Annotated in this window: 22 protein-coding genes, 1 tRNA gene and 2 rRNA genes (1 of these 25 only partly in view); 6 read left to right on the top strand and 19 right to left on the bottom strand. The window is 61.3% G+C overall.

The window, feature by feature from the left end; genetic code table 11:
* Positions 1 to 21 precede the first annotated feature (21 nt).
* From I6L33_RS04560 to trxA, 3 genes are all read right to left on the bottom strand, one after another.
* A complete protein-coding gene (locus I6L33_RS04560) occupies positions 22 to 1,041 on the bottom strand; it encodes a hypothetical protein (RefSeq protein ID WP_216973625.1) in 1,020 nt (339 codons plus the stop codon).
* A gap of 107 nt (positions 1,042 to 1,148) precedes the next feature.
* Positions 1,149 to 2,414, bottom strand: coding sequence for a transcription termination factor Rho (rho, locus tag I6L33_RS04555; protein WP_005307308.1), 1,266 nt, complete (start codon positions 2,412 to 2,414; stop codon positions 1,149 to 1,151).
* Between the two features lie 207 nt (positions 2,415 to 2,621).
* Positions 2,622 to 2,948 (bottom strand): thioredoxin TrxA, encoded by a 327-nt coding sequence (gene trxA / locus I6L33_RS04550; protein WP_005307306.1) that lies wholly within the window; start codon positions 2,946 to 2,948, stop codon positions 2,622 to 2,624.
* Between the two features lie 113 nt (positions 2,949 to 3,061).
* Here trxA and rhlB point away from each other — a divergent pair, with 113 nt between their 5' ends.
* The 4 genes from rhlB to I6L33_RS04530 all read left to right on the top strand — a co-directional run bounded on the left by rhlB (position 3,062) and on the right by I6L33_RS04530 (position 7,322).
* Positions 3,062 to 4,351 (top strand): ATP-dependent RNA helicase RhlB, encoded by a 1,290-nt coding sequence (gene rhlB / locus I6L33_RS04545; protein WP_216973624.1) that lies wholly within the window; start codon positions 3,062 to 3,064, stop codon positions 4,349 to 4,351.
* A gap of 13 nt (positions 4,352 to 4,364) precedes the next feature.
* Entirely contained in the window at positions 4,365 to 5,855 is a 1,491-nt protein-coding gene (gene gppA, locus I6L33_RS04540) for a guanosine-5'-triphosphate,3'-diphosphate diphosphatase (protein ID WP_216973623.1), read from the top strand.
* 196 nt (positions 5,856 to 6,051) lie between these two features.
* Complete coding sequence (locus I6L33_RS04535; protein WP_216973622.1) at positions 6,052 to 7,032, top strand: DUF4382 domain-containing protein; 981 nt, start codon at positions 6,052 to 6,054, stop codon at positions 7,030 to 7,032.
* Between the two features lie 26 nt (positions 7,033 to 7,058).
* Positions 7,059 to 7,322, top strand: coding sequence for a Rho-binding antiterminator (locus I6L33_RS04530; protein ID WP_017766327.1), 264 nt, complete (start codon positions 7,059 to 7,061; stop codon positions 7,320 to 7,322).
* Between the two features lie 69 nt (positions 7,323 to 7,391).
* On the opposite strand, the gene I6L33_RS04525 is transcribed toward I6L33_RS04530, so the two are convergent.
* Positions 7,392 to 8,138 (bottom strand): class I SAM-dependent methyltransferase, encoded by a 747-nt coding sequence (locus tag I6L33_RS04525; protein WP_017766326.1) that lies wholly within the window; start codon positions 8,136 to 8,138, stop codon positions 7,392 to 7,394.
* A gap of 76 nt (positions 8,139 to 8,214) precedes the next feature.
* On the opposite strand from I6L33_RS04525, the gene I6L33_RS04520 reads away from it, so the two are divergent.
* Positions 8,215 to 8,955 (top strand): ABC transporter substrate-binding protein, encoded by a 741-nt coding sequence (locus I6L33_RS04520; RefSeq protein ID WP_216973621.1) that lies wholly within the window; start codon positions 8,215 to 8,217, stop codon positions 8,953 to 8,955.
* A 3-nt stretch (positions 8,956 to 8,958) separates the two neighbouring features.
* Here I6L33_RS04520 and I6L33_RS04515 read toward each other — a convergent pair whose 3' ends face one another.
* The 12 genes from I6L33_RS04515 to I6L33_RS04460 form a co-directional block, all read right to left on the bottom strand.
* Positions 8,959 to 11,502, bottom strand: a complete 2,544-nt coding sequence (locus I6L33_RS04515) for a bifunctional diguanylate cyclase/phosphodiesterase (protein ID WP_017766324.1) — start codon at positions 11,500 to 11,502, stop codon at positions 8,959 to 8,961.
* Positions 11,503 to 11,706: 204 nt separating this feature from the next.
* Positions 11,707 to 13,749 carry an oligopeptidase A gene (gene prlC / locus I6L33_RS04510; RefSeq protein ID WP_042052092.1) on the bottom strand — a complete coding sequence of 681 codons (2,043 nt, stop codon included), beginning with the start codon at positions 13,747 to 13,749 and terminating at the stop codon, positions 11,707 to 11,709.
* A 227-nt stretch (positions 13,750 to 13,976) separates the two neighbouring features.
* Positions 13,977 to 14,996 carry a porphobilinogen synthase gene (gene hemB, locus I6L33_RS04505; protein ID WP_042052090.1) on the bottom strand — a complete coding sequence of 340 codons (1,020 nt, stop codon included), beginning with the start codon at positions 14,994 to 14,996 and terminating at the stop codon, positions 13,977 to 13,979.
* Positions 14,997 to 14,999: 3 nt separating this feature from the next.
* Positions 15,000 to 15,785 carry a TatD family hydrolase gene (locus tag I6L33_RS04500; protein ID WP_065017810.1) on the bottom strand — a complete coding sequence of 262 codons (786 nt, stop codon included), beginning with the start codon at positions 15,783 to 15,785 and terminating at the stop codon, positions 15,000 to 15,002.
* 111 nt (positions 15,786 to 15,896) lie between these two features.
* Positions 15,897 to 16,652, bottom strand: a complete 756-nt coding sequence (gene tatC, locus I6L33_RS04495; RefSeq protein ID WP_017788473.1) for a twin-arginine translocase subunit TatC — start codon at positions 16,650 to 16,652, stop codon at positions 15,897 to 15,899.
* Positions 16,649 to 17,098: a Sec-independent protein translocase protein TatB gene (gene tatB, locus I6L33_RS04490; RefSeq protein ID WP_139432696.1), complete on the bottom strand. Its 450-nt coding sequence runs from the start codon at positions 17,096 to 17,098 to the stop codon at positions 16,649 to 16,651. The genes tatC and tatB overlap by 4 nt, the downstream gene beginning before the upstream one ends.
* Before the next feature lie 3 nt (positions 17,099 to 17,101).
* On the bottom strand, positions 17,102 to 17,353 hold the full coding sequence (gene tatA / locus I6L33_RS04485) for a Sec-independent protein translocase subunit TatA (protein ID WP_005307275.1): 252 nt from the start codon (positions 17,351 to 17,353) through the stop codon (positions 17,102 to 17,104).
* Positions 17,354 to 17,394: 41 nt separating this feature from the next.
* Positions 17,395 to 19,035, bottom strand: coding sequence for a ubiquinone biosynthesis regulatory protein kinase UbiB (gene ubiB, locus I6L33_RS04480; protein WP_005307274.1), 1,641 nt, complete (start codon positions 19,033 to 19,035; stop codon positions 17,395 to 17,397).
* The gene (locus I6L33_RS04475; protein WP_005307271.1) at positions 19,035 to 19,643 is read right to left on the bottom strand and encodes an SCP2 domain-containing protein; all 609 of its coding nucleotides are present in this window, start codon (positions 19,641 to 19,643) and stop codon (positions 19,035 to 19,037) included. Before I6L33_RS04475 ends, ubiB begins: the two co-directional genes overlap by 1 nt.
* Positions 19,644 to 19,651: 8 nt before the next feature.
* On the bottom strand, positions 19,652 to 20,404 hold the full coding sequence (gene ubiE, locus I6L33_RS04470) for a bifunctional demethylmenaquinone methyltransferase/2-methoxy-6-polyprenyl-1,4-benzoquinol methylase UbiE (protein WP_010635575.1): 753 nt from the start codon (positions 20,402 to 20,404) through the stop codon (positions 19,652 to 19,654).
* A 65-nt stretch (positions 20,405 to 20,469) separates the two neighbouring features.
* Positions 20,470 to 20,847 (bottom strand): fluoride efflux transporter CrcB, encoded by a 378-nt coding sequence (gene crcB, locus I6L33_RS04465; RefSeq protein WP_005307266.1) that lies wholly within the window; start codon positions 20,845 to 20,847, stop codon positions 20,470 to 20,472.
* 85 nt (positions 20,848 to 20,932) lie between these two features.
* Positions 20,933 to 22,198: a cytosine deaminase gene (locus tag I6L33_RS04460; protein WP_216973620.1), complete on the bottom strand. Its 1,266-nt coding sequence runs from the start codon at positions 22,196 to 22,198 to the stop codon at positions 20,933 to 20,935.
* 92 nt (positions 22,199 to 22,290) lie between these two features.
* On the opposite strand from I6L33_RS04460, the gene I6L33_RS04455 reads away from it, so the two are divergent.
* Positions 22,291 to 22,545, top strand: coding sequence for a hypothetical protein (locus tag I6L33_RS04455; RefSeq protein WP_017784648.1), 255 nt, complete (start codon positions 22,291 to 22,293; stop codon positions 22,543 to 22,545).
* Between the two features lie 49 nt (positions 22,546 to 22,594).
* On the opposite strand, the gene I6L33_RS04450 is transcribed toward I6L33_RS04455, so the two are convergent.
* From I6L33_RS04450 to I6L33_RS04440, 3 genes are all read right to left on the bottom strand, one after another.
* Positions 22,595 to 22,670: transfer RNA gene (locus I6L33_RS04450), tRNA-Thr, on the bottom strand.
* Between the two features lie 47 nt (positions 22,671 to 22,717).
* Positions 22,718 to 22,832 (bottom strand): 5S ribosomal RNA (gene rrf / locus I6L33_RS04445).
* An 83-nt stretch (positions 22,833 to 22,915) separates the two neighbouring features.
* Positions 22,916 to 25,430 (bottom strand): 23S ribosomal RNA (locus I6L33_RS04440) (it continues 374 nt past the right edge of the window).

The raw sequence follows: 25,430 nt of genomic DNA, 5'->3' as shown, positions 1-25,430 counted from the left end.
CTGTGTGCAGGCGATGCCGCATTATAACTCCGGGGAGCCGGCGGGTGTACCCGGTTCGGGTTGCACCATCGGACTTGCATGACGCTTTTCCTGCCGGGTCAGCCGATCGGCAAGCTGGGCCAGCAGCCTCGGCTCGTCCACCTGCAACAGCAGGCTGGCCACCTGACCGCTGTACTGGCGGTTGCCCAGCTCAGCCAGCAGGAACTGCTGGGCCGTGTCGGGCAGCGGCGAAAGCTGACTGAGCTGGTGCAGGGCGGTCTGTTTGAGGGAGGCGTTGCGGCTGGCGGCGATCAGCAGATCGCTCGCCGCCTGACCCTGATGAAAGCGCCCCACGCTGGCCAGGGCCGCCACGCTGTCGTGATCCGCCGGTTGACGCCACAGCTTCTGATAGAGGGCGCTGTCGCCGGTACGCTCGGCCAGCAGCCGCAGCAAGCGGTTGTCGGGCAGGAAGATGTTCAGGCCGGCCAGCTTGTGTGCCTCGCGCTGCAGCACAGTGACAGGCTGCCCGGCGAGTACCTTCAGCAGCGCCTGCTGTTGCTGGGCCAGATCCGGGTTGCGGCTGTTGTAAATCTGCTTGAACTCGAAGCGGTTCGCCTCCAGCAGCTGGCGGTAGTTGTCCTGCCAGGCCTGCAGTTGCCAGCGGCTCAGCACCTGCCGCGCCGCGGCGGCAAAGTCGTAGGCGGGTTGCTGCACCAGAAAGCCGTCCACCTCTTTTTCCACCAGCCAGCTGGGGGCCTTGAACGACTGGGCGCGCACCCAGGCCAGCAGTTGCGGGCTGTCAGCCCTGGGCTGACTATCGAGGGTGGCGAGCAGCTGGCACAGCAGATACTCCCGCTGCCCCACGGCCAGGGAGTCCAGCAGGGAATCGATGGCGGCAAACTGTCCCTGTTGCAAGCGGCCGGTCAGGTAGTCGAGGTGGCCCTGCAGTCCCTCGTCGGCCACCAGCGCGACGCGGGGCGCCGTCCCGGTGGACGGAGTCTGGCCCGCCAAAGCTGGCGGCACCAGCAGCCAGCTCAGCATTATCAGGAGTACATGCTTCATGACGTCCCTATCCTTGTGACATCGAGGTTTCATACTACTCAGGCGACCGCAAAATAGATAAACAAAAACCGCGACCTGGGCCGCGGTTTCATCATTTTTCGAGTCGGTTACTTCTGCTGGCGCCGCATGGCGTCGAAGAACTCGTCGTTGGTCTTGGTCATCGCCAGCTTGTCGATGAGGAACTCGATGCCGTCGATCTCGCCCATCGGGTGGACAATCTTGCGCAGGATCCACATTTTCTGCAGCTCGTCGCCGGTGGTCAGCAGCTCTTCCTTGCGGGTACCGGAACGGGTGATGTCGATGGCCGGGTAGACGCGCTTCTCGGCGATCTTGCGCGAGAGGTGCAGTTCCATGTTGCCGGTGCCCTTGAACTCTTCGTAGATGACTTCATCCATCTTGGAGCCGGTATCGATCAGCGCGGTGGCGATGATGGTCAGGCTGCCGCCCTCTTCAACATTGCGCGCGGCACCGAAGAAGCGCTTCGGACGGTGCAGTGCGTTGGCGTCCACACCACCGGTCAGTACCTTGCCGGATGACGGGATGACGGTGTTGTAGGCACGGGCCAGACGGGTGATGGAGTCCAGCAGGATCACCACGTCCTTCTTGTGCTCGACCAGACGCTTGGCCTTCTCGATCACCATTTCGGCGACCTGGACGTGACGGGAAGCCGGCTCGTCGAAGGTGGAGGCGATCACTTCGCCCTTCACCATCCGCTGCATCTCGGTCACCTCTTCCGGACGCTCGTCGATCAGCAGGACGATCAGTTCGCAGTCGGGGTGGTTGTAGGCGATGCTCTGGGCGATGTTCTGCAGCAGCATGGTCTTACCGGCCTTGGGCGGTGCGACGATGAGGCCGCGCTGGCCTTTACCGATCGGGGATGCCAGATCCAGTACGCGGGCGGTGATGTCTTCGGTGGAACCGTTGCCACGCTCCATGCGCAGACGCTCGTTGGCGTGCAGCGGAGTGAGGTTTTCAAACAGGATCTTGTTGCGGGAGTTTTCCGGACGGTCGTAGTTGACCTCGTTGACCTTGAGCAGCGCGAAGTAGCGTTCGCCCTCTTTCGGCGGCCGGATCTTGCCGGAGATGGTATCGCCGGTGCGCAGGTTGAAGCGGCGGATCTGGCTCGGGGAGACGTAGATGTCGTCCGGGCCGGCCAGGTAGGAGCCGTCTGCACTACGCAGGAAGCCGAAACCATCGGTCAGGATTTCCAGCACACCGTCGCCGAAGATATCCTCGCCACCCTTGGCGTGCGCCTTGAGGATCGCGAAAATAATGTCTTTCTTGTGCGCCCGAGCCAGATTTTCCAACCCCATGGATTCGCCAAGCTGTACCAGCTCGGACACAGGAGTGTTCTTTAATTCAGTCAGATTCATAGTGGTGAAAGTCTGTAAGCAAGGATTGAAATGAGGAGACAGTCTGCTGGATTGATGCTGATCGGATTTGATTTGCCAGGCTGATGTGTGAGCAAAGAGTCAGGCAAAAAGGTTAGCAAACGAGCGATAAATTAGCACCAATCGGGGTGAGCGTCTAGGTGATAAAACAGAAGGAGCGCATTATTGCAATGCGCTCCTCGATGATTATTACAGGTTGCCGTCCAGGAACTCTTTCAGCTGAGTCTTGGACAGGGCACCGACCTTGGTCGCTGCCACTTCGCCATTCTTGAACAGCAAGAGGGTCGGAATACCACGAATGCCATATTTGGGCGGAGTGTCGGCGTTATGGTCGATGTTCAATTTCGCCACGGTCACGCGACCGGCATACTCTTGGGCGACTTCGTTCAGGATCGGGGCAATCATCTTGCACGGACCACACCATTCGGCCCAGAAGTCGACCAGAACGGCGCCATCGGCTTTGATTACATCTGCCTCGAAGCTGGCATCGCTCAGCTGAACAATCTTGTCACTCATCTCCAACTCCAGTCAGTAATTAAGGCTTTATTGACGTATCAACAAAGGCAATAGTTGCCCTATTTGAAATGATCCTGTTTATTATTGCAAGCCTAACCTGATAACCTACCGCCATGAGCAAAACACACTTAACGACCGACAAATTCGCCCAAATGGGCCTCGAACCCGAAGTTCTGGCTGGTCTGGAATCAAAGGGATTTCACTATTGCACCCCCATCCAGGCACTCTCTCTGCCGCTGCTGGTAGAAGGCCATGACCTCGCCGGCCAAGCCCAGACGGGTACCGGCAAAACCATCGCCTTCCTGGCTGCCACCTTCAACTATCTGCTGACCCACCCGCTGACCAAGCCGCGCCTCATCAATCAGCCGCGCGCCATCATCATGGCCCCGACCCGGGAACTGGCAGTACAGATTTACAACGATGCCGACAGCATGGCCGCCTCGACCGGCCTCAAGCTCGGCCTCGCCTACGGCGGTGAAGGGTACGACAAGCAGCTGGCCGTGCTGGAGCAGGGTGTCGACATCCTGATCGGCACCACAGGCCGCATCATCGACTACTTCAAGTCCAAGGTCATCGATCTGAGCAACATCCAGGTCGTGGTGCTGGACGAAGCGGATCGCATGTTCGATCTCGGCTTCATCAAGGACATCCGTTTCCTGTTCCGCCGCATGCCGCCCGCTACCGAGCGCCTGAGCATGCTGTTCTCCGCCACCCTCTCCCTGCGGGTGCAGGAGCTGGCCTACGAACACATGAACCACCCGGAGCATGTGCAGGTCGAGCCGGAGCAGATGACCGGCGTACGAATCAAAGAAGAGCTCTTCTACCCTTCCAACGAAGACAAGATGTTGCTGCTGCTCTCCCTGATGGAAGAGGAGTGGCCGGAGAAAGCCATCGTCTTCGCCAACACCAAGCACGTCTGTGAAGACGTTCACGCCTGGCTGGAGAATGACGGCCACCGGGTCGGTCTGCTGACCGGCGACGTGCCACAGAAGAAGCGGATGAAGATCCTGGAGGACTTCACCAAGGGTACGGTAGACATTCTGGTTGCCACCGACGTGGCCGCCCGTGGTCTGCACATCCCTGACGTGACCCACGTCTTCAACTACGACCTGCCCGACGACGCCGAGGACTACGTACACCGCATCGGTCGTACCGGTCGTGCCGGCAAGAGCGGTCACTCCATCAGCCTGGCCTGTGAAGACTATGCCTTCAACCTGCCGGCCATCGAGGAGTACATCCACCACCCGATCCCGGTCAGCAAGTATGACCGCGAGGCGCTGCTGGATGACGTGACCGCGCCGAAACGGGTGTTCCGCAACCGTCAGCCGGTGAACCGCAACATGCGCGATCGCCAGGGCGGTGGCAACAGCAACAACCGTCGTCGTCCTCCCCGCAAAAGCTGAAGGATAGGCCCAGTTGCACAACTCGCCTCTCTATGCCGCCATCGACCTCGGCTCCAACAGCTTTCACATGCTGGTGGTGCGCGAGGTCGCCGGTGCCCTGCGCACCGTCACCAAGGTCAAGCGCAAGGTGCGCCTCGCCGCCGGTCTGGATGCCGATTTTCGTCTCAGCCATGCCGCCATGGAGCGGGGCTGGGACTGTCTGCGCCTCTTCTCCGAGCAGCTGCAGGACATTCCGGCCGACAACATCCGGGTAGTCGGCACCGCAACCCTGCGCCTGGCCACCAACGTCGACGAGTTTCTGCGTGAAGCGGAACGGGTGCTCAACCACAACATCGAGATCATCTCGGGTGAGGAAGAGGCCAAGACCATCTATGAAGGGGTCTCCTGGACCTCGGCGGGGGAAGGCAACCGGCTGGTGATCGACATCGGCGGCGCCAGCACAGAGCTGGTGATCGGCGAACAGAGCGAGGCCAAGCTGCTCAACAGCCTGCACATGGGCTGCGTCACCTGGCTCAACAACCACTTCGGTGACGGCGAGCTGAGCGAAGCGCGCTTCAACCAGGCCATTGCCGCCGCCAAAACGGTGCTGGAGAAGGTGGCGGACGATTATCGCGTGCTCGGCTGGCGCACCTGCGTCGGCGCCTCCGGCACGGTGCAGGCGCTGCAGGAGATCATGCTGGCGCAGGGCAAGAGCGAGCGGGTCACCCTGCCGAAGCTGCAGGAGCTGATGGGTCAGGCCATCGCCTGTGGCAAGCTCGACCAGCTGCAACTGGAAGGGCTGGCCGCCGAGCGGCTGACCGTGTTCCCCTCCGGCCTCGCCATCCTGATCGCCATCTTCGAAACCCTCGGCATCGAGAGCATGACGCTAGCCGGCGGCGCCCTGCGCGAAGGCTTAATCTACGGCCTGCTCGGCAACAATCACGACTGTGATGCCCGCGATCGTACCGCCGACAGCCTGATCAGCCGCTACCAGCTGGACAAGGAGCACGCCGAGCGGGTACGTGACACCGCCATCGAGGCGTTCACCCAGCTGCAGCCGGCCTGGCGTCTCTCCAAGCGCTACGGTCGCCCGATCCTGCGTTACGCGGCCCTGCTGCACGAGATCGGTCTGTGCATCGAGTACAAGAAGGCGCCACAACACGCCGCCTACATCATCGACAACATCGACATGCCGGGTTTCACCCCCGCGCAGAAGAAGCTGCTGTCGGCCCTGCTGTTCAACCAGCGGGACGAATTCAAGCTGGAACCGCTGGAGAAGCAGGGTGCCGTCACGGCTCGCCAGGCGATCCGGCTGGCCCGCATCCTGCGCATCGCGCTGATCCTCTGCATGCGCCGCACCCAGGGCACGGTGCCGATCTTTACCCTGCAAGCGGATGACGAGGCTCTGACGCTGACCCTGCCCAAGGGGTGGCTGGACGAGCACTACCTGCGCGCCAGCGAGCTGCGCCTCGAGGTGGAGCGCCAGCAGAAGATGGGCTGGCCCACCCGGCTGCTGGAAGCCTGATTGGGCCCAGCCCAATCAGTGCCCCAAGGTTCCGACAATCTCTTTCGCAGCCAGCACTGGCGCCACTCAGGCCTGCCCCTTGATTTTATTGGGCTGACGGGCAGATCCCGCCCTTGCGTCTGGGCTCTGCCTCCCCCCTCATGGCCTACGTTCGACTAGAGTAGGGTTGTCTTCACAACCAACCGGAATGGACGCCATGAAACCTTTGACCCTGATCGGACTGACCGCCCTGCTCACCGCCTGCGGCGGCGGGGGCGGCGACAACAGCAGCCAGCCACCACAGGCCCAGCTCTCGCTGGCCTTCTCCGACGCCCCGGTAGATGCCGTCAGCAAGGTCTGCATCGCCGTCTCCAACATCAGCATCCACCCCGTCGCCGGCACCGAGCAGAGCTGGACCACCGCCAGCTTCCTCACCTCGACCCAGGACGATGGCTGTACCCCGAGCGGCGAGACCATTCCGCTCGACAGCGCAGGGAGGCCGCTGTTTACCTACATCGATCTGCTGAGTTATCAGGGTTCCGCCAGTCGCCCCCTGCTGGCCAGCCAGAGCGTGGTGCCCGGCAACTACAGCCAGATGCGGCTGCGGGTGCTGGACGGGCGGGAGGTCGCCAACCAGTTTCTGGACGGCACCCCCTACTCCTACGTCAAGCAGGATGATGGGGTGATCAAGCCGCTCGAGGTGCCCAGCAGTGAGCTCAAGCTGGACGCCTTCACCATCGCCGCCAACGGCCTCAGTGCCTTCACCACCGAATTCGATCTGCGCCAGTCCATGGTGCTGCCAGGCCACGAGCAGTACTACAAGCTCAAGCCGAGAGGCGTACGGCTGGTGAACAACACTCAGGTCGCCACCGTCAAGGGTACGGTGGCAGCCGGGCTGTGCGGTGGCCAGCTGACCGACAAGGCCTTCGTCTACTTCTACCAGCCCAGAAGCGACGACAACTACCCCGACATGGCGGACAGCGACAACGGCTTCTACGCCAGCGCCCCCGTGCTGCCGCAGACCGGAGGCGGCTTTGGCTACGAGCTGGGATTTGTTAATCTCGGCAGCTACGATCTGGTGCTGGTCTGCAACGGCGACGAGGATGATCCGGCAGTGGCCGACGATCCGCTACAGCTGGTGCAGATACAGAAAGCCCAGACGGTGGTGGCGCCCACCACCAGCATCAACTTCCAGTAACGGGCGACAAGGGGGACGACGACCGCATGAGCAGATACCAACCCATCAGTTGCGATCTCTACGACTGGCTGGAGATCGCCGCCAGCTGGCAGCTGCCGGTCACCCTCACCTGTAAGGATGGCCGCCAGTGGGCGGACAAGATCCGCACCATAGAGGCCAGAGAAGGGGTCGAGTACCTGCTGCTGCACGGTGGCGAACGCCTCAGCCTGGCGGAGCTGGCGACCATGGCGCTCAACTGGCAGGGGGAGGAGAAGCTGGTCCGCTTTGCCCCGCCAGCCGACAGCCAGTAGATGGCAAGAGGGCCAACCCCATCAGGTTGGCCCTCTTCTTTGATTGCTCGGCAGGCATCGTCGTGGCCGTTACCCCGCCAGCGCCGCCATCACGTAGACATCGAAGCGGTTGCTTTTGGTCTCGATGGCCATGCTCGGCTTCTGCTCGTTGAGCCAGCCAGCGTAGTCCGGCCGCTTCACCACCACCCGCCGGTCCGCCATGGTGAGCGCAGCCGGCAGCAGGGCATCGGCGTCGAGGTCCGCCCCCACCAGCGACTGGAACACCCGCATCTCTTTTTTCACCAGCGCCGACTTCTGCTTGTGGGGGAACATGGGGTCGAGGTAGATGACGTCGGGCCGCTCGGCCAATCCCAGCAGGGTCTCCACCGCAGGGCCGTGCAGCAGTTGCATCCGCTCGCGCACCCAGGGGCCGATCTCGGGATCCTGCGCGGCGCGCGCCAGCCCGTCCTGCAACAGAGCGGCCACCACGGGGCTGCGCTCAATCATGGTCACCTTGCAGCCGAGGGAGGCGAGCACGAAGGCATCGCGTCCCAGCCCGGCGGTGGCATCCACCACGGTCGGCATGGCGCCCGCCTTGAGCCCCACCGCCTTGGCGATGGACTGGCCACGGCCACCGCCGAACTTGCGGCGATGAGCCACCGCCCCTTCGACGAAATCCACGTAGACGGCGCCCAGCTTGGGTTCGTCCAGCTTGCGCAGCTCCAGCCGCTCCGGGGTGAACACCAGGGCAAACTGGGGCAGGTCGATCTGGTCAAGCTGGCTGCTCAGGGCTTCTGCCTGGGCCGCCTTGGCGGGGTCTTCGAGGAGGATTTGCATGGGCTCTGGATGCATTCTAAGTTCAGTGAACCGAGTGTATCACAGCCCCTTTGCGTCGCTGTAGGGAGGAAACCCCATGCACCTGCTTATCACCCTGCTGCTTGCCGCCCAGAGCGGCGGCCAGCTCAAGGTCTGTGGCGTTGACTGGCCCCCCTTCTCCTACGCCGAACAGGGCAAGCTGATGGAGGGCATATCGGTCGAGATCCATCAGGAGGTGGCACACCGCCTCGGCATGCAGCTCACCCTGCTCGAACTGCCGTGGGGACGCTGTGAACAGTACGTCAACACCGAGCTGGCGGACGGCATTCTCGACAACGCGCCCCTCCCCGGCTGCTACCACTCCGATCTTGCCACCGCCTTCTACCCGCTGGCCGCCTATGTGCGCAGCGACAGTCCGCTGCAAACCTTCTCGTGGGAGATGGCCAAGGGGCTGAAAGTGGGGATGGTCAGGGGCTATGACTACACCGACAGGATCAAGCACTTCACCGGCTGGGTGCCCATCAAGGCCCACTCCGACAAGCAGCTGCTGCTGATGCTGGAGAAGAGCCAGGTCGACCTGATAGTGCTGGATTACTTCTCGGCCCCCATTCTCTCCAGAGAGCAGGACGTCAAGATCCGTGCCCTTACCCCCTTCATCGACTCGACCCCGCTCTATCTCTGCTTTGGCAAGCAGAGAGCCGGGCTGCTGCCTGCCTACAACAAGGCACTGCAACAGATGCTGGACGAAGGCGTGCTGGATCGCATCTATCTGCGCTACCTCGGGGAGGATTACCGGACACTGAAGGAGAAACAGGAGAGGATGAAAGCGGCGCAGTAAGGGTCAGCTGGTCTGCAGGAACATGCTCTTGTCGTTGAGCTGCAAATACTCGGTGAGGTCGTCGTAGGCGAGCGGCCGGCTCAGCAGATAACCCTGGGTGAAGGCGCACCCCTTCTGGCAGAGGAAGTTGAGCTGCTCGCGGGTCTCCACCCCCTCGATCACCACCTGCATGCCGAGGTTGTGCACTATGTTGATGATGCCGTCCAGCAGCAGCCGGTCCTGCTCGTTGAACGGGATGTGGCGCACGAAGGCCCGGTCGATCTTCACCAGGTCCACCGGGAAGTTGCGCAGATAGTTGAGCGCCGAGTAGCCGGTGCCAAAGTCGTCGATGGCCAGCTTGCAGCCCGCCTCGCGCAGGGCATCGATCCGCACCCTGTGCTGATCGCTGGTCTCCATCAGCAGGGATTCGGTGATCTCGATGACGATGTCCGCCGGGTCCAGTCCGAAGTGGTGGATCACCTTGAGCCACTCGCTCGCCTCCGGATCTATGGTCTGGAACTCCAGGGTGGAGCGGTTGATGGACATCTGCAGATCCGGGAAGCCGGATTGCTGCAGCCGCGCCAGATCCCGGCACGACTGCCACAGCACCAGCGCCCCCAGCCCCTGGATGAGCCCGGCCTCCTCCGCCAGCGGGATGAAGTCCGCCGGCGACACCTGACCCCAGTGCGGGTGATACCAGCGTACCAGCGCCTCCAGCTTGGCGACCCGGCCGCTGCGGTTGTCCCAGATCGGCTGGTAGGCCATGGTCAGCTGCTCGAGCTTGATCGCCTCCGCCAGATCCTGCTGCATCTGGTGACGCTGGCGCACCTCTTCGCGCATGGAGGCGCAGTAGCTGCCGAGCAGCCGTCCCTGCCGCTTGGCGGCAAACAGCGCCTGCTCGGCGTTGCGCAGCAGCTCGTCGCTCTCCAGCCCATCGCCCGGGCAGAGGGTGATGCCGATGGTAGCCGTCACGTAGAGGTGCTGGTTGGCCAGCATGAAGGGGCGGGCGAAGCCGCCGACCACCTGCTTGGCAAACACCTCGGCCTGGCGGCGGTTGACGATGCCGGGCACCAGGAAGGCGAACTCGTCGCCGCCGATGCGGGCCACCAGATCTTCGGTGCGCACTCGGCTCACCAGCCGATCCGACACCTCCCGCAGCAGGGCGTCACCGGCATGGTGATCCATGCTGTTGTTGACCGCCTTGAAGTTGTTGAGGTCGAGCACCATCAGCGCGAAGCGCTCGCCCCGCTCGCAGAAGCGGCTGAGGCAGCGGCCGAACAGCCAGCGGTTGGGCAGCCCGGTGAGATTGTCGTAGTTGGCCTGGGCGGCGATCTTCTGCTCCGCCAGCTTGGTCTGGGAGAGATCGCTGAAGATGGCGATGTACTGGCTGATCCGCCCCCCTTCCCGCAGGGTGCTGATCATCAGCTGCTGGGGGTAGAGCTTGCCGTTCTTGCGCTTGTTCCACACCTCGCCGCGCCACACCCCCACCCGCTCCAGCGCGTGGTACATGTCGGCGTAGAAGGCCTGATCGTGCAAGCCGGACTTGAGCAGGCTGGGGCGCTGGCCGCACACCTCCTCCTCGCTGTAGCCGGTGATCTGTTCGAACGCCGGGTTGACCGAGATGATGCGACTGTCGGCGTCGCACACCAGGATCGCCTCTGACAAGTTGTCATAGACCCGGTGGGAGAGCTTGAGCTGCTCGGCGTGACGTTTGAGGGGGTCTATGTTCTCCAGCACCACCATCAGGTAGTCGGGCTGCAATTGGTCGTCCCGCACCAGGGTCACGGTAACCCGCCCCCACAGCAGCTGGCCGTCACGGTGCAGATAACGCTTCTCCTGGGTGAAGGCGGTACGCTCGCCACGCCTGAGCTCTTCATAGCAGGCGACGCTGCGCAGCCAGTCTTCCGGATGATTGAGTTCGGCGGCGTTGCGATGAACCAGCTCCTCCTGGCTGTAGCCCAGCATCTTTTCGATGGCCGGATTGGTCCAGAGGATCTTGCCGTCCAGATCGAGCTTGCCGATCCCCACCGGGGCGTGGGACATCATGGTGTGCAGAAAATCGTGGTACTCAGGCTGGGGCGGCGCCGGCTGCTGCAGCATCAGCGCCAGTTCGCGTCCGGCCAGCGGAGCCAGCAGGCGCAGCAGGCCCATCACCTTGTCCATGTTGGTGAGCGGCCGCTTGAACAGCAGGCTGCAGATGCCCACTGTCTCCCCCTGCGCACTCTTGAGGGCGATGCCGGCATAGGCCTGGATCTGCCAGGCCTGCAACACGGCGGCGTGGGGGAACAGCTGCTGTACCCGATCGCTGAACCAGGCCTCGCCCTCCTGCAGGGTGATCTCCCCCAGGGTGGCGCTGACCGGAAAACTGAAGCGGGTCGTATCGAGAGAGGCAGGATAGGTTGCATGCACCTTGCAGGAGAGCCCCGCTTGATCCCTACCCGAAATCAGGACGAAGTCGGCCCCGACCGCTGCTGCGATTTCACTCACAAAGGTATCGAAATATCCCTGACCACTCGAATGAGACAGACTTGAGATGATTTGATAGACAGACTCGAGTGCTCGCCTCATGGCAAGGTTCTTTCTCTCCTTGGAAGGTAGACCCCGACTCTACTGAAGAGGCGGGAACAGTGCAAACATGCTATCCGCAAGATATTAAAATGCCTTGAGAAAAGGGACCAAAAGGTCCCTTTTTATCTCAAAAATCACGCGGTGATCGCACTCTGTGGCAGAGGTGTACCTGCTTGAAGCTCACGCCTGGCGGGGCCTGCAGCCTCATGCGGCAATCCCGCTGTGGCGCAGCAAGGCATCCACCTGAGGCTCACGACCACGGAAGGCGCGGAACAGCTCCATCGGCTCCTTGGAACCGCCCTTCTCCAGGATGTTCTTCAGGAAGGAGTGGCCGGTCACCGGGTTGAAGATCCCCTCCTCCTCGAAGCGGGAGAAGGCGTCGGCGGAGAGCACTTCCGCCCACTTGTAGCTGTAGTAGCCCGCCGCATAACCGCCGGCGAAGATGTGGGAGAAGCTGTGCTGGAAGCGGTTGAACGCCGGTGGCGTCATCACCGCCACCTCGCGACGCACCTCGTCCAGCAGCGCCGGGATCTGATCCGCATTGGTCGGGTCAAACTCCTGGTGCAGACGGAAGTCGAACAGGGCGAACTCCAGCTGGCGCAGCATCTGCATGGCCGCCTGGAAGTTGCGGGCGGTCAGCATCTTCTCCAGCAGATCGGCTGGCAGCGGCTCGCCGGTCTCGTGATGGCCGGAGATGAAGGCCAGTGCCTCGGACTCCCAGCACCAGTTCTCGAGGAACTGACTCGGCAGCTCTACCGCGTCCCAGGCCACGCCGTTGATGCCGGCCACGCCGGCCACGTCGATCCGGGTCAGCATGTGGTGAATGCCGTGACCGAACTCGTGGAACAGGGTGACCACTTCGTTGTGGGTGAACAGGGCCGGTTTGCCATCCACCGGGCCGTTGAAGTTGCAGGTCAGGTAGGCCACCGGCTTTTGCAGCGAGCCGTCCTGACGGTAGCGACGACCCAGGCAGACATCCATCCAGGCGCCGCCCTGCTTGTGCTCACGGGCATAGAGGTCGAGGTAGAAGCTGCCGCGCAGCTCGTCCTCGGCGTCGAAGATGTCGTAGAAGCGCACGTCCGGGTGCCAGGTGTCGATGCCGAGGCGCTCGCGCACCTTCATGCCGAACACCCGCTTGACCACCTCGAACAGCCCTTTCACCACCTTGCCGGCGGGGAAGTAGGGGCGCAGCTGCTCGTCGGAGATGGAGAACTTGTGCTGCTTGAGCTTCTCGGCGTAATAGGGGATATCCCAGGCCGCCAGCTCGCTCTGGCCGTGCTGTTCGCTGGCGAAGGCGCGGATCTCTTCGAGCTCGGCCTTGCCCTGCGACAGGGAGCGGCGCGCCAGATCGGTGAGGAAGTTCACCACCTGCTCCGGCTTGTCCGCCATCTTGGTGGCAAGGGAGAGCTCGGCGTAGTTGGCAAAGCCGAGCAGCTGGGCCAGCTCGCGGCGCAGGGTGAGCAGCTCGGTCATGATGGCGGAGTTGTCCCACTTGCCGGCATTGGGGCCCTGGTCGGAGGCGCGGGTGGTGAAGGCCTCGTACAGCTCGGCGCGCAGGGCGCGGTTGTCGGCATACATCATCACCGGCAGGTAGGAGGGGATGTCCAGAGTGAACAGCCAGCCTTCCTTGCCCTTCAGCTCGGCCAGCTGGCGAGCGGCGGCCTGTGCACTCGCAGGCAGCCCGGCCAGCTCGGCCTCGTCGGTCACCAGCTTGCTCCAACCCTGGGTCGCGTCCAGCACGTTGTTGCTGAAACGGGAGGCCAGCTCGGAGAGGCGGGCCTGGATCTCGCCGTAGCGCTGCTGTGCCTCGGCGGGCAGGCCGATGCCGGACAGGCGAAAATCGCGCAGGGTATTCTGGATCTCCTTGCGCTGGGCGGCACTCAGCAGGGGGAAATCGTCGCTCTCGGAGAGAGCCAGGTAGGCTTGATAGAGCCCTTCGTGCTGGCCGACATAGGTCTGGAATTCGGACAGCAGCGGCAGGCAGGCGTCGTGGGCCTCGCGCAGCGCCTCGCTGTTGAGCACGGAGTTGAGGTGGCTGACCGGCGACCAGATCCGGGACAGACGGTCATTTACCTCTTCCAGCGGGGCGATCAGGCTGTCCCAGGTATGGGGCTCGCGCTGGGCCAGCACATCGCTGATCTTCTGTTTGCAATCGGCAATGGCCTGCGTCACGGCAGGCTGTACCTGGTCGGGCTGGATCTGGCTGAACGGGGGCAGCGAGTCCATTGTCAGCAAAGGGTTAGTCATCCGGCAATACCTCTAAATTCTCTACAGCCCCTGCCGTCCAGAAGCTTGCTTGGACTACCTAAGATGTAGGCAGAAACCCCATTAATCAAGCCTTTGCCATCGAGAGCGAGGGCCGCGGCCCACATTTGGTCAAAAGGTGTGCACAAAACGACCAGATACCCCCCCAGAGACGACAATGCCGGCCCCGGGGCCGGCATTGTCTGCATTACATAGAAGGCGTCCTGCCATCAGGTCCGGGCATCTTCCTTCAGCCACTGCGCCACGCGCTTGGCGAAGTAGGTGAGGATGCCGTCGGCCCCGGCTCGCTTGAAGCAGAGCAGGGACTCCATGATGCTCTCCTTCTCCTTCAACCAGCCGTTCTGGATCGCCGCCATGTGCATGGCGTACTCGCCGCTCACCTGGTAGGCAAAGGTCGGCACGCCGAACTGATCCTTCACCTGGCGGATCACGTCCAGATAGGGCATGCCCGGCTTGACCATCACGCTGTCGGCCCCTTCCTGGATATCCAGCGCCACCTCGTGCAGGGCTTCGTTGCTGTTGGCCGGATCCATCTGATAGGTGGCCTTGTTGCTCTTGCCGAGGTTGCCGGCCGAGCCGACCGCGTCGCGGAACGGGCCGTAGTAGCAGGAAGCGTACTTGGCTGAGTAGGCCATGATCTGGGTGTTGATGAAGCCGTTCTCTTCCAGCGCCGCGCGAATGGCCCCGATACGGCCATCCATCATGTCTGACGGCGCCACGATATCGACCCCGGCGGCGGCGTGGGAGAGCGCCTGTTTCACCAGGATTTCGGTGGTGATGTCGTTCAGCACATAGCCTTCATCATCGATGATGCCGTCCTGACCGTGGGTGGTAAACGGGTCGAGCGCCACGTCGGTGATGACCCCCAGCTCCGGGAAGCGGGCCTTCAAGGCACGCACGGTGCGCTGGGCCAGCCCGTCCGGGTTGTAGGCCTCTTCCGCCAGCAGGCTCTTCTGCTCGAGTGGAGTGACCGGGAACAGGGCGATGGCCGGCACGCCAAGTGCCACCAGTTCGGCGGCCTCCTCCAGCAACAGATCGATGGAGAGACGCTCCACCCCAGGCATGGAGGGGACGGCTTCACGGCGGTTTTCCCCCTCCAGCACGAACACGGGGTAGATGAGATCATTGGCGGTCAGTACGTTCTCGCGTACCAGACGACGGCTGAAATCATGTTTGCGCACCCGGCGCAGGCGGCGGCCCGGAAAGGCGCCTGGAAGAGTTGTAGCCATGAGTCACTCCAAAAGAGGAAGTTGGAAAAACGCGGCGGAGGTGGCCCGGGTATGGGCCAGCAAGGCCTCGGGCGCTTCACCACGGCAGGCCGCCACCACCTGGGCGATGTGCGGCAAAAAAGCGGGTTCGTTGCGTTTGGGTCTGGGTTTCAGATCCCGCGGCACCAGGTAGGGGGCGTCCGTCTCTATCATCAGCCGGCCGGCCGGAATGCGGGCCACCTGTTCACGCAGCTGCTGACCGCGGCGCTCGTCGCAGAGCCAGCCGGTCACCCCGATATGCAGCCCCAGCGCCAGACACTGGTCCAGCTCCTCATCGGAGCCGGTGAAGCAGTGCAGCACGGCACCCGGCAGTTTGGGCAGCCAGGGGCGCAGGATCTCGATGAAACGGGCGTGGGCATCGCGGCAATGGAGAAACACCGGCATCCCGAGCTCGACGGCCAGCGCCAGCTGGGCGTCGAACACCGCGTCCTGCACCGGACGGGGCGAGAAGTCGCGATTGTAGTCGAGACCGCACTCGCCGATGGCCACCACCTGCGGCAGCGCCGCCAGCTCGCGCAGGGCGGGCAGGGTCGCCTCATCGACGCTTTTGGCGTCGTGGGGATGGACCCCGGCGGTGGAGAAACAGTAGCCAGGCCAGCGGGCGGCCAGGGTGGCGCTCTCGCGGCTGCCGACCAGATCAGTGCCGGTCAGGATCAGCGCCTCCACCCCGGCGGCGCGGGCGCGGGCCACCAGATCGGCCTGTTCATCGGCGAACTGGCTGCTGGTCAGGTTTACACCTATGTCGATCATGGGGTCAGCGGGTCCGAACAAAAGGAAGACATATCAGGTATTTGAAAACCATCTACTCGATGGGGCCTTACCATACGCCTCGAACGGGAGCATGAAAAGAGGAAGGGAGCCTCAGCTCCCCTCTTCCGTTGATTCCTGTTGCTCTTCGTCTTCTTTCTTCACGTAGAAGCGGGCGAAGAACAGACCTATCTCCCACAAAGCCCACATGGGGATCGCGAGCAAGGTCTGGGAAAAGACATCGGGCGGCGTCAACAGCATGCCGACCACGAACACCCCGACGATGACGTAGGGACGTTTCTCCTTCAGGCTCTTGGGGGTGGTCACCCCGGTCCAGCACAGCAGTATGGTGGCTACCGGAATTTCGAACGCCACCCCGAACGCGAAGAACAGGGTCAGCACGAAGTCCAGATAGCTGGCGATGTCGGTCGCCACCGTTACCCCGGCGGGCGCGGTGCTGGTGAAGAAACCGAACACCAGCGGGAACACCACGTAGTAGGCGAACGCCATGCCGGCGTAGAACAACACGGCACTGGAGGCGACCAGCGGCATGATGAGACGCCGTTCATGCTGGTACAGACCGGGGGCGATGAAGGCCCAGGCCTGGTAGAGCAGATAGGGGATCGCCACGAAGAAGGAGACCACCAGGGTCAGCTTGATCGGCGTCAGGAAGGGCGTCGCCACGTCCGTCGCTATCATGCTGGTCCCTTCCGGCAGCTGGCTGAGCAGCGGCTGGGCCACGAAGTCGTAGATGTTGTTGGAGAAGTAGATCAGCGCGATGAACACCAGCAGGATGGCGGTGATGGAACGCAGCAGGCGCGTTCTCAGCTCCACCAGGTGGCTGATCAGGGGTTGTTCGGCCTGACTCATGGCTGCTTCACCTCCCCTTGTTCGGTATGTGGCTGGGCACCGGAGCGCTCATCCACGATCGCAGTCTGTTCCGGCACGGCCGCCGCGGCGGCTGGCGGCACAGATTCCTCCTTCACCTCGGCCGATGCCGGTGCAGGATGGATGGTGTTTTGCTGTTCGTATGGACGGGTCACCGATTGTGCGGCCGCTTTCAGCTGCTCGATAGACTCCTGCAGCTCGGGGCTCAGGTTGTTCATCTGCAGCTGTTCGGCCTTCTTCAGGTCGTTGTGCAGATCCTGCAACTTGAGCTCCTGCTCCAGCTCGGCCTTGACCGAGTTGGCGGTGCTGCGGATCAGTCTGATCCAGTGGCTGGCGGTACGGATCGCCACGGGCAGCCGCTCGGGACCGAGCACCACCAGGGCGACGACACCAATGACAACCAGCTCCCAGAAACCGATATCGAACATGGCTTAGGCCTGATCTTTATCTTTCTGCTTGGCGGCATCGCTAGGCTGGCCGGCCGCTTCGTTCAGCTGCTTCGGCGGAAACTCGGCATCCTTCTGCTCGGACTTGGCATCGCTCGGCTCGTCGGAGAGTGCCTTCTTGAAACCCTTGACCGCGGCGCCCAGATCACCACCGATGCCACGCAGCTTCTTGGTACCAAACAGCAGCACGACGATGACTGCGATGATCAACAATTGCCAAATACTGATACCACCCATGATTTTTATCTCCAGGACAGGCGCCCGCTGGCGCGGTTTATTTAATGAGAACGGGTCCGCAACCAACCCAGCAGCCAGCATAACCCGGCGCCGGCGAGGCTGATTTGTCCCCACTCAATGTGTTGTTTTTGGGTCAGCAAGAATACACCGGCCAATAGCAGGCTGGCTCCAACCCCTAAGAGGTAGCGAGCCTGTCCCTGCCGACGACTGTGACGGCGGAACTCGGCGAACATCTGGTCGAAATGGTGCTGTTGATGGCGGGTCTGGCGCAGGGTCTCGTAGACCAGCTCCGGCAGTTCCGGCAGCTTCTCCGCCCAGAATGGCGCCTTCTCCTTGATGGCAGTCCACACCGCCTTGGGCCCCACCTGCTGGTACATCCAGTTTTCCAGATAGGGTTTGGCGGTCTGCCACAGATCCAGCTGGGGATAGAGTTGACGACCCAGCCCTTCCACATAGAGCAGGGTTTTCTGCAGCAGCACCAGCTGCGGCTGCACCTGCATGTTGAAGCGACGGGCGGTGTTGAACAGGTTGAGCAGCACGTGGCCGAACGAGATCTCGGAGAGCGGCTTCTCGAAGATGGGCTCGAGCACGGTGCGGATGGCGAACTCGAACTCGTCCACCTTGGTATCGGGCGGCACCCAGCCGGACTCCACGTGCAGCTCGGCCACCCGGCGGTAGTCGCGGTTGAAGAAGGCGAGGAAGTTCTCCGCCAGGTAGCGCTTGTCTTCCCGGTTGAGGGTGCCGACGATGCCGCAGTCGATGCCGATCCAGAGCGGATTCTCGGGGTGCTCATAGGAGACGAAGATGTTGCCCGGGTGCATGTCGGCGTGGAAGAAGCTGTCGCGGAACACCTGGGTGAAGAACACCTCCACCCCGCGCTCGGCCAGCAGCTTCATGTTGGTGCCGTTGGCCTCCAGCGCTGCGATGTCGGAGACCGGAATGCCGTAGATCCGCTCCATCACCAGCACCTGCTCGCGGCAGTGCTCGGTGAACACCTCGGGCACGTAGAGCGCCTCTGAGCCGGTGAAGTTGCGGCGCAGCTGGATGGCGTTGGCCGCCTCCCGCATCAGGTTGAGCTCGTCGAGGATGGTCTTGCGATACTCCTCCACCACCTCGATGGGGCGCAGTCGTCCGCTCTGGGGCACGAAACGGGCCACCAGACGGGCCAGCGCCTGCATCAGCCGCAGGTCGGCCTCGATGACCGGTTCGATATCGGGGCGGATCACCTTGATGACGATCTCGCGGCCGTTTTCCTTCAGTCGAGCGGTGTGCACCTGGGCGATGGAGGCGGACGCCAGCGGCGTCTCGTCGAAGTCGTCGAACAGGGTCTCGATGGTGCAGCCCAGGCTCGCCTCGATCTGGCGACGGGCGGCCTGACCGCAGAAGGGGGGCACCCTGTCCTGCAGCAAAGCCAGCTCTTCGGCGATATCCGGCGGCAGCAGATCGCGCCGGGTCGAGAGCATCTGGCCGAACTTGATGAAGATGGGGCCGAGCGCCTCGAAGGCGAGCCGGATACGGGCACCACGGCTCAGCTCCTGGTGTTTGTTCTTGAGCCAGAACAGGCTGCGGCGGGCCAGCCGGCCGGGCCAGGGCTGATAACGGGCGGGCACCAGCTCGTCGATGCCCTGCTCCAGCAGGATGCTGATGATGCGATAGAGGCGCTTGAACTCCTTCGGTGTCATCAGGCTACCCGCTGTTCGAAGCGGGCCAGCCGCAGCTCGACCGCTTTCATCTGTTGCGCCAGCAACTCGACATCGTCGTTGAAGCTGGCCACTTCCAGCGGACCCGGCGCAAGCCGGATCTCTTCGGTCAGATACTCGGCCAGCTGACGCTGGCTGCGGCACAGTTCACGGCCCAGCAAGCGACGCGCCTGACGAGCACCACGCAGCAGGGTGTGGGCCAACACGTCGCCGGTGTAGCGGGACAGCTCCTCTTCCCAGTCAATGTCGAGCTCACCCAGCAGCACGCTGAACGCCTGCACCAGCTGGGGGTCGCCGCTCAGATCCAGCTTCTCCTCGCGGATGTAACGCGTCAGAGAGGAGGGATCCTTGAGCAGGCCGAGAGCGGTCAGGGAGAGGCTCAGCACCGCATCGGCCTCCCCTTCAAACTTGGCCAGCACATCCAGCCGGCGCCCGGAGAAGACAAACCAGAGCGGCTTGAGCTCGCGCAGCTCCAGTTTGAGTACCTTGCCCGCCAGCTTGCGCAGCCGCTCGGGGCTCTGCTTGTCCAGTTCCAGCAGCCGGTTGAGACTGGTTTCGATCACCGCGGTGACCATGGCATCCATCGGCATAGGCGACCTTAAAACTTGTAACCACGGTGCAGGGCGACCACGCCCTGGGTCAGGTTGTAGAACTCCACCTGTTCGAAACCGACATTTTCCATCATGCCGGCCAGGGTCTGCTGATCCGGGTGCATGCGGATGGATTCCGCCAGGTATTTGTAGCTTTCGCTGTCGTTCGCGACGATTTCGCCCATTTTCGGCAGCAATTTGAAGGAGTAGAGGTCATAGAGCTTGGCGATCACTTCGCTCACCGGCTTGGAGAACTCCAGCACCAGCAGACGGCCGCCCGGCTTCAGTACCCGGAACATGGAGGCGAGCGCCTTGTCCTTGTCGGTAACGTTGCGCAGGCCGAAGCCAATGGTGATGACGTCGAAATGGTTGTCCGGGAAGGGGAGCGCCTCGGCGTTGGCCTGAACGTAGGAGACGTTGTTGGCCACCCCCAGGTTGCGCAGCTTGTCGCGACCCACCTTGAGCATGGAGTCGTTGATGTCGGCCAGTACCACCTGACCGGTTTCACCGACGATGCGGGAGAACTTGGCGGTCAGATCGCCGGTACCACCGGCCAGATCCAGCACCTTCTGGCCCTTGCGCACACCGGAGCAGTCGATGGTGAAGCGCTTCCACAGGCGGTGGATGCCGAACGACATCAGATCGTTCATCAGATCATACTTGGCTGCCACCGAATGGAAGACGCCGGCGACCAGGGTTTCCTTCTCGGTCGCGGCCACGGTTTTAAAGCCAAAATGCGTTGTCGTAGTCTGTTCTGACATCCCTTAAACACCCATAGAGCAAAGAATGGCCGCCAGTTTACCAGAGCCAATGGCGTGCGGACACCTTAAACCCGGCTGGCGACCAACTGCATCCCCAGCACCACCATGGCCAGACAGAGAAACAGGTTGAGGCCGATGTTGAGCAGCGCCTTGAGATAAGCGCCGTGCTGGGCCAGCGCTACCGTGTCCAGCGCAAAAGAGGAGAAGGTGGTGAGGGCACCGAGGATCCCCACCATCAACAGCGGCTTCATCGGGTGTTCGGCTATGTGGCCGTGCAGGATGAGGGCGTAGGCTACCCCCATGATGAAGGAGCCGATCAGATTGACCATCAGGGTGCCGTAGGGGAAGTGGCGCCCCAGCAGCAGCGCCATCAGCTCGGCGATGCCAAAACGCAGGCAGGCACCGATGGCCCCACCGGCGGCAACAAATAACCAGGTTTGCATGGAAGCAGACTCCACAGTATCAGGTCGACATTATGCAAAATGTCGACCCGGGGGGACAGCAGGGCAATTAATCGACGCCCTCGGCTCAACGGCGAAAATCGACCGGTTCACTCTGTGCCAGGTGCAGCGTGGTGTGGGCCGGCCTGGTGTCGGCAATCAGTTTGCCATGGCGAATGGAGTAGCGCACCGGCACCTGGCGGCGCACCGCATCGAAGCCGTTTTCGGCAGGCAGGATCAGCAGATTGGCCGGTTTGCCCAGCTCGATGCCATAACGATCCTGCACGTTCAGGGTGCGGGCGCTGTGACTGCCGATCAGCTTGAGGCTGTCGTTGATCTCTTCGTACCCCATGATCTGGCAGACATGCAGCCCCATGTGCAGCACCTGCAGCATGTTGGCCGTCCCCATGGGATACCAGGGGTCGAACACGTCGTCGTGACCGAAGCAGACGTTGATGTTCGCCGCCAGCATCTCCTTCACCCGGGTGATGCCGCGGCGCTTGGGATAGCTGTCGAACCGCCCCTGCAGGTGGATATTCACCAGCGGATTGGCGACGAAGTTGAGGTCCGCCAGCTTCAACAGCCGGAACAGGCGCGACGCATAAGCCCCGTTGTAGGAGTGCATGGCGGTGGTGTGGCTGGCGGTCACCCGCTGGCCCATGCCGCGCTCGTAGGCCAGGGTCGCCAGCGTCTCGATGAAGCGGGACTGCTCATCATCGATCTCGTCACAGTGCACATCCACCAGAACCTGATACTTCTCGGCAAGATCGAACACATAGTGCAGACTTTCGACCCCGTATTCCCGGGTAAACTCGAAATGGGGGATGGCACCGATCACGTCGGCACCCAGCTTGAGGGCCTCTTCCAGCAACGCCTTGCCGTTCGGGTAGGAGAGGATCCCCTCCTGCGGGAAGGCGACGATCTGCAGCTCCACCCACTCCTGCATCTCTTCCCTCACCTCCAGCATCGCCTTGAGAGCGACCAGATTGGGATCGGAGACATCGACATGGGTACGGACGAACTGGATACCGTTGGCGATCTGCCACTTCAGCGTCTGGATGGCGCGCCGTTTCACATCCTCGTGGGTCAGCATTGCCTTGCGCTCGGCCCAGCGTTCTATCCCCTCGAACAGGGTGCCGGAGAGGTTCCAGCTCGGCTCGCCCGCCGTCTGGGTGGTATCGAGATGGATGTGCGGTTCGATAAAGGGGGCAATGGCGAGCCCCTCCTCCCCATCCAGCTCATGAGTGGAGAGCAGATGAGTGCTCATGGGCTCGATGGTACGGATCAGGCCATCCTGGCAGAGGATCTGCCAGGTCCCCTCCCTGCCGGCCAGGCGCAGGTTCTTTATCAGCATGTTTTTCTTCCTTTTTTCAGCCGCCAATTGCTTTTTCAAGCCACAACTTAGCTTGGATCAATTTGATAGAAAAGCGTTCATATTGAATACATATGAGACTGTTACTATTGATAAACAGCAACAATAAAAGGGAGTTGATTGGGATGAAAGCAGGATTGACCGAGATCGGCAGCGCAGGCTTGTTTCACGAGTATCTGCAGACGTTGGGCATCAGCAAGCCACCGTTGACCTCGATAGAGAAGCAGTGGGAATACAAGCGCGATGAACGACTGGTGGCTGCCATCCAGATAGAAGCGTCGGGGCAGCCCCGTTTCTATCTCGATGCCAGGCAGATATCGATGAATTGAAAAAGGCAGAAACAAAAAAGCCTCCCGATTGGGAGGCTTTAATATTTAATGGTGCTGATACCCAGAATCGAACTGGGGACCTCATCCTTACCAAGGATGCGCTCTACCGACTGAGCCATATCAGCACACTAACCGGTAAAGACCACGCTCACCGCGTAATCTAAAATTGGGTGCCTGGCAGTGTCCTACTCTCGCATGGCGAATGCCACACTACCATCGGCGCTACAGCGTTTCACTTCTGAGTTCGGCATGGGGTCAGGTGGTTCCACTGCGCTATTGCCGCCAGGCAAATTCTTCAATCTGAAAAAGCTGATTTAGTTATTCGTTCTCGGTATCTGCTACAAGTCTTCGAACACTTCTTGGGTGTTGTATGGTTAAGCCTCACGGGTAATTAGTATGGGTTAGCTCAACACGTCGCCGCGCTTACACACCCCACCTATCAACGTTGTGGTCTCCAACGGCCCTTTAGGACCCTCAAGGGGTCAGGGATGACTCATCTCAGGGCTCGCTTCCCGCTTAGATGCTTTCAGCGGTTATCGATTCCGAACTTAGCTACCGGGCAGTGCCACTGGCGTGACAACCCGAACACCAGAGGTTCGTTCACTCCGGTCCTCTCGTACTAGGAGCAACTCCCTTCAATCATCCAACGCCCACGGCAGATAGGGACCGAACTGTCTCACGACGTTCTGAACCCAGCTCGCGTACCACTTTAAATGGCGAACAGCCATACCCTTGGGACCGACTTCAGCCCCAGGATGTGATGAGCCGACATCGAGGTGCCAAACACCGCCGTCGATATGAACTCTTGGGCGGTATCAGCCTGTTATCCCCGGAGTACCTTTTATCCGTTGAGCGATGGCCCTTCCATTCAGAACCACCGGATCACTATGACCTACTTTCGTACCTGCTCGACCTGTCCGTCTCGCAGTTAAGCTGGCTTATGCCATTGCACTAACCTCCTGATGTCCGACCAGGATTAGCCAACCTTCGTGCTCCTCCGTTACTCTTTGGGAGGAGACCGCCCCAGTCAAACTACCCACCAGGCACTGTCCGCGAGCCCGATTCAGGGCCCTGCGTTAGAACATCAAACATACAAGGGTGGTATTTCAAGGACGGCTCCAGCGCAACTGGCGTCACGCCTTCAAAGCCTCCCACCTATCCTACACATGTAGGTTCAATGTTCAGTGCCAAGCTGTAGTAAAGGTTCACGGGGTCTTTCCGTCTAGCCGCGGGTACACCGCATCTTCACGGCGAATTCGATTTCACTGAGTCTCGGGTGGAGACAGCATGGCCATGGTTACACCATTCGTGCAGGTCGGAACTTACCCGACAAGGAATTTCGCTACCTTAGGACCGTTATAGTTACGGCCGCCGTTTACCGGGGCTTCGATCAAGAGCTTCGCTTGCGCTAACCCCATCAATTAACCTTCCGGCACCGGGCAGGTGTCACACCCTATACGTCCACTTTCGTGTTTGCAGAGTGCTGTGTTTTTGATAAACAGTCCCAGCCATCTGGTCACTGCGACTCCCGTCAGCTCCATCCGCAAGGGACTTCACCAACAAGAGCGTACCTTCTCCCGAAGTTACGGTACTATTTTGCCTAGTTCCTTCACCCGAGTTCTCTCAAGCGCCTTGGTATTCTCTACCCGACCACCTGTGTCGGTTTGGGGTACGATGACTTGTAATCTGAAGCTTAGAGGCTTTTCCTGGAAGCAGGGCATCAATGGCTTCCGCACCGTAGTGCGTTCGTCTCGTGTCTCAGTGTTGTGTCTCCGGATTTGCCTAGAAACACCACCCACGCACTTTCACCAGGACAACCGTCGCCTGGCCCACCTAGCCTTCTCCGTCCCCCCATCGCAATTACAAGTCGTGCAGGAATATTAACCTGCTTCCCATCGATTACGCCTTTCGGCCTCACCTTAGGGGTCGACTCACCCTGCCCCGATTAACGTTGGACAGGAACCCTTGGTCTTCCGGCGAGGAGGCTTTTCACCCCCTTTATCGTTACTTACGTCAGCATTCGCACTTCTGATATCTCCAGCATGCCTCTCGACACACCTTCGCAGACTTACAGAACGCTCCCCTACCACTCACGCTTAGCGTGAATCCGCGGCTTCGGTGCCTGGTTTGAGCCCCGTTACATCTTCCGCGCAGGCCGACTCGACTAGTGAGCTATTACGCTTTCTTTAAATGATGGCTGCTTCTAAGCCAACATCCTAGCTGTCTGAGCCTTCCCACATCGTTTCCCACTTAACCAGAACTTTGGGACCTTAGCCGGCGGTCTGGGTTGTTTCCCTCTTCACGACGGACGTTAGCACCCGCCGTGTGTCTCCCGGATATTACTTACTGGTATTCGGAGTTTGCATGGGGTTGGTAAGTCGGGATGACCCCCTAGCCCAAACAGTGCTCTACCCCCAGTAGTATTCGTCCGAGGCGCTACCTAAATAGCTTTCGGGGAGAACCAGCTATCTCCGAGTTTGATTGGCCTTTCACCCCCAGCCACAGGTCATCCCCTAACTTTGCAACGTTAGTGGGTTCGGTCCTCCAGTTGATGTTACTCAACCTTCAACCTGCCCATGGCTAGATCACCCGGTTTCGGGTCTACACCTTGCAACTAGACGCCCAGTTAAGACTCGGTTTCCCTACGGCTCCCCTATACGGTTAACCTCGCTACAAAATGTAAGTCGCTGACCCATTATACAAAAGGTACGCAGTCACCCCGAAGGGCTCCCACTGCTTGTACGTACACGGTTTCAGGTTCTATTTCACTCCCCTCACAGGGGTTCTTTTCGCCTTTCCCTCACGGTACTGGTTCACTATCGGTCAGTCAGGAGTATTTAGCCTTGGAGGATGGTCCCCCCATATTCAGACAGGATGTCACGTGT

It is taken from the genome of Aeromonas sp. FDAARGOS 1403 (assembly GCF_019047325.1).
Taxonomy (GTDB): Bacteria; Pseudomonadota; Gammaproteobacteria; order Enterobacterales; family Aeromonadaceae; genus Aeromonas; species Aeromonas dhakensis.
This window is presented reverse-complemented; position numbering and strand designations above follow the sequence as displayed.

Bases quoted from the DNA above. Each gene is read 5' to 3' on its own strand.
- I6L33_RS04525 (WP_017766326.1), bottom strand. From the start codon at position 8,138: ATGCAAATCCTCCTCGAAGACCCCGCCAAGGCGGCCCAGGCAGAAGCC.
- tatB (WP_139432696.1), bottom strand. From the start codon at position 17,098: ATGTTCGATATCGGTTTCTGGGAGCTGGTTGTCATTGGTGTCGTCGCC.
- I6L33_RS04460 (WP_216973620.1), bottom strand. From the start codon at position 22,198: ATGCTGATAAAGAACCTGCGCCTGGCCGGCAGGGAGGGGACCTGGCAG.
- I6L33_RS04455 (WP_017784648.1), top strand. From the start codon at position 22,291: ATGAGACTGTTACTATTGATAAACAGCAACAATAAAAGGGAGTTGATT.
- I6L33_RS04530 (WP_017766327.1), top strand. From the start codon at position 7,059: ATGAGCAGATACCAACCCATCAGTTGCGATCTCTACGACTGGCTGGAG.
- rho (WP_005307308.1), bottom strand. From the start codon at position 2,414: ATGAATCTGACTGAATTAAAGAACACTCCTGTGTCCGAGCTGGTACAG.
- crcB (WP_005307266.1), bottom strand. From the start codon at position 20,847: ATGCAAACCTGGTTATTTGTTGCCGCCGGTGGGGCCATCGGTGCCTGC.
- rhlB (WP_216973624.1), top strand. From the start codon at position 3,062: ATGAGCAAAACACACTTAACGACCGACAAATTCGCCCAAATGGGCCTC.
- trxA (WP_005307306.1), bottom strand. From the start codon at position 2,948: ATGAGTGACAAGATTGTTCAGCTGAGCGATGCCAGCTTCGAGGCAGAT.
- I6L33_RS04560 (WP_216973625.1), bottom strand. From the start codon at position 1,041: ATGAAGCATGTACTCCTGATAATGCTGAGCTGGCTGCTGGTGCCGCCA.
- I6L33_RS04475 (WP_005307271.1), bottom strand. From the start codon at position 19,643: ATGCCGATGGATGCCATGGTCACCGCGGTGATCGAAACCAGTCTCAAC.
- prlC (WP_042052092.1), bottom strand. From the start codon at position 13,749: ATGACTAACCCTTTGCTGACAATGGACTCGCTGCCCCCGTTCAGCCAG.
- hemB (WP_042052090.1), bottom strand. From the start codon at position 14,996: ATGGCTACAACTCTTCCAGGCGCCTTTCCGGGCCGCCGCCTGCGCCGG.
- tatC (WP_017788473.1), bottom strand. From the start codon at position 16,652: ATGAGTCAGGCCGAACAACCCCTGATCAGCCACCTGGTGGAGCTGAGA.
- ubiB (WP_005307274.1), bottom strand. From the start codon at position 19,035: ATGACACCGAAGGAGTTCAAGCGCCTCTATCGCATCATCAGCATCCTG.
- I6L33_RS04500 (WP_065017810.1), bottom strand. From the start codon at position 15,785: ATGATCGACATAGGTGTAAACCTGACCAGCAGCCAGTTCGCCGATGAA.
- I6L33_RS04535 (WP_216973622.1), top strand. From the start codon at position 6,052: ATGAAACCTTTGACCCTGATCGGACTGACCGCCCTGCTCACCGCCTGC.
- I6L33_RS04520 (WP_216973621.1), top strand. From the start codon at position 8,215: ATGCACCTGCTTATCACCCTGCTGCTTGCCGCCCAGAGCGGCGGCCAG.
- I6L33_RS04515 (WP_017766324.1), bottom strand. From the start codon at position 11,502: ATGAGGCGAGCACTCGAGTCTGTCTATCAAATCATCTCAAGTCTGTCT.
- tatA (WP_005307275.1), bottom strand. From the start codon at position 17,353: ATGGGTGGTATCAGTATTTGGCAATTGTTGATCATCGCAGTCATCGTC.
- ubiE (WP_010635575.1), bottom strand. From the start codon at position 20,404: ATGTCAGAACAGACTACGACAACGCATTTTGGCTTTAAAACCGTGGCC.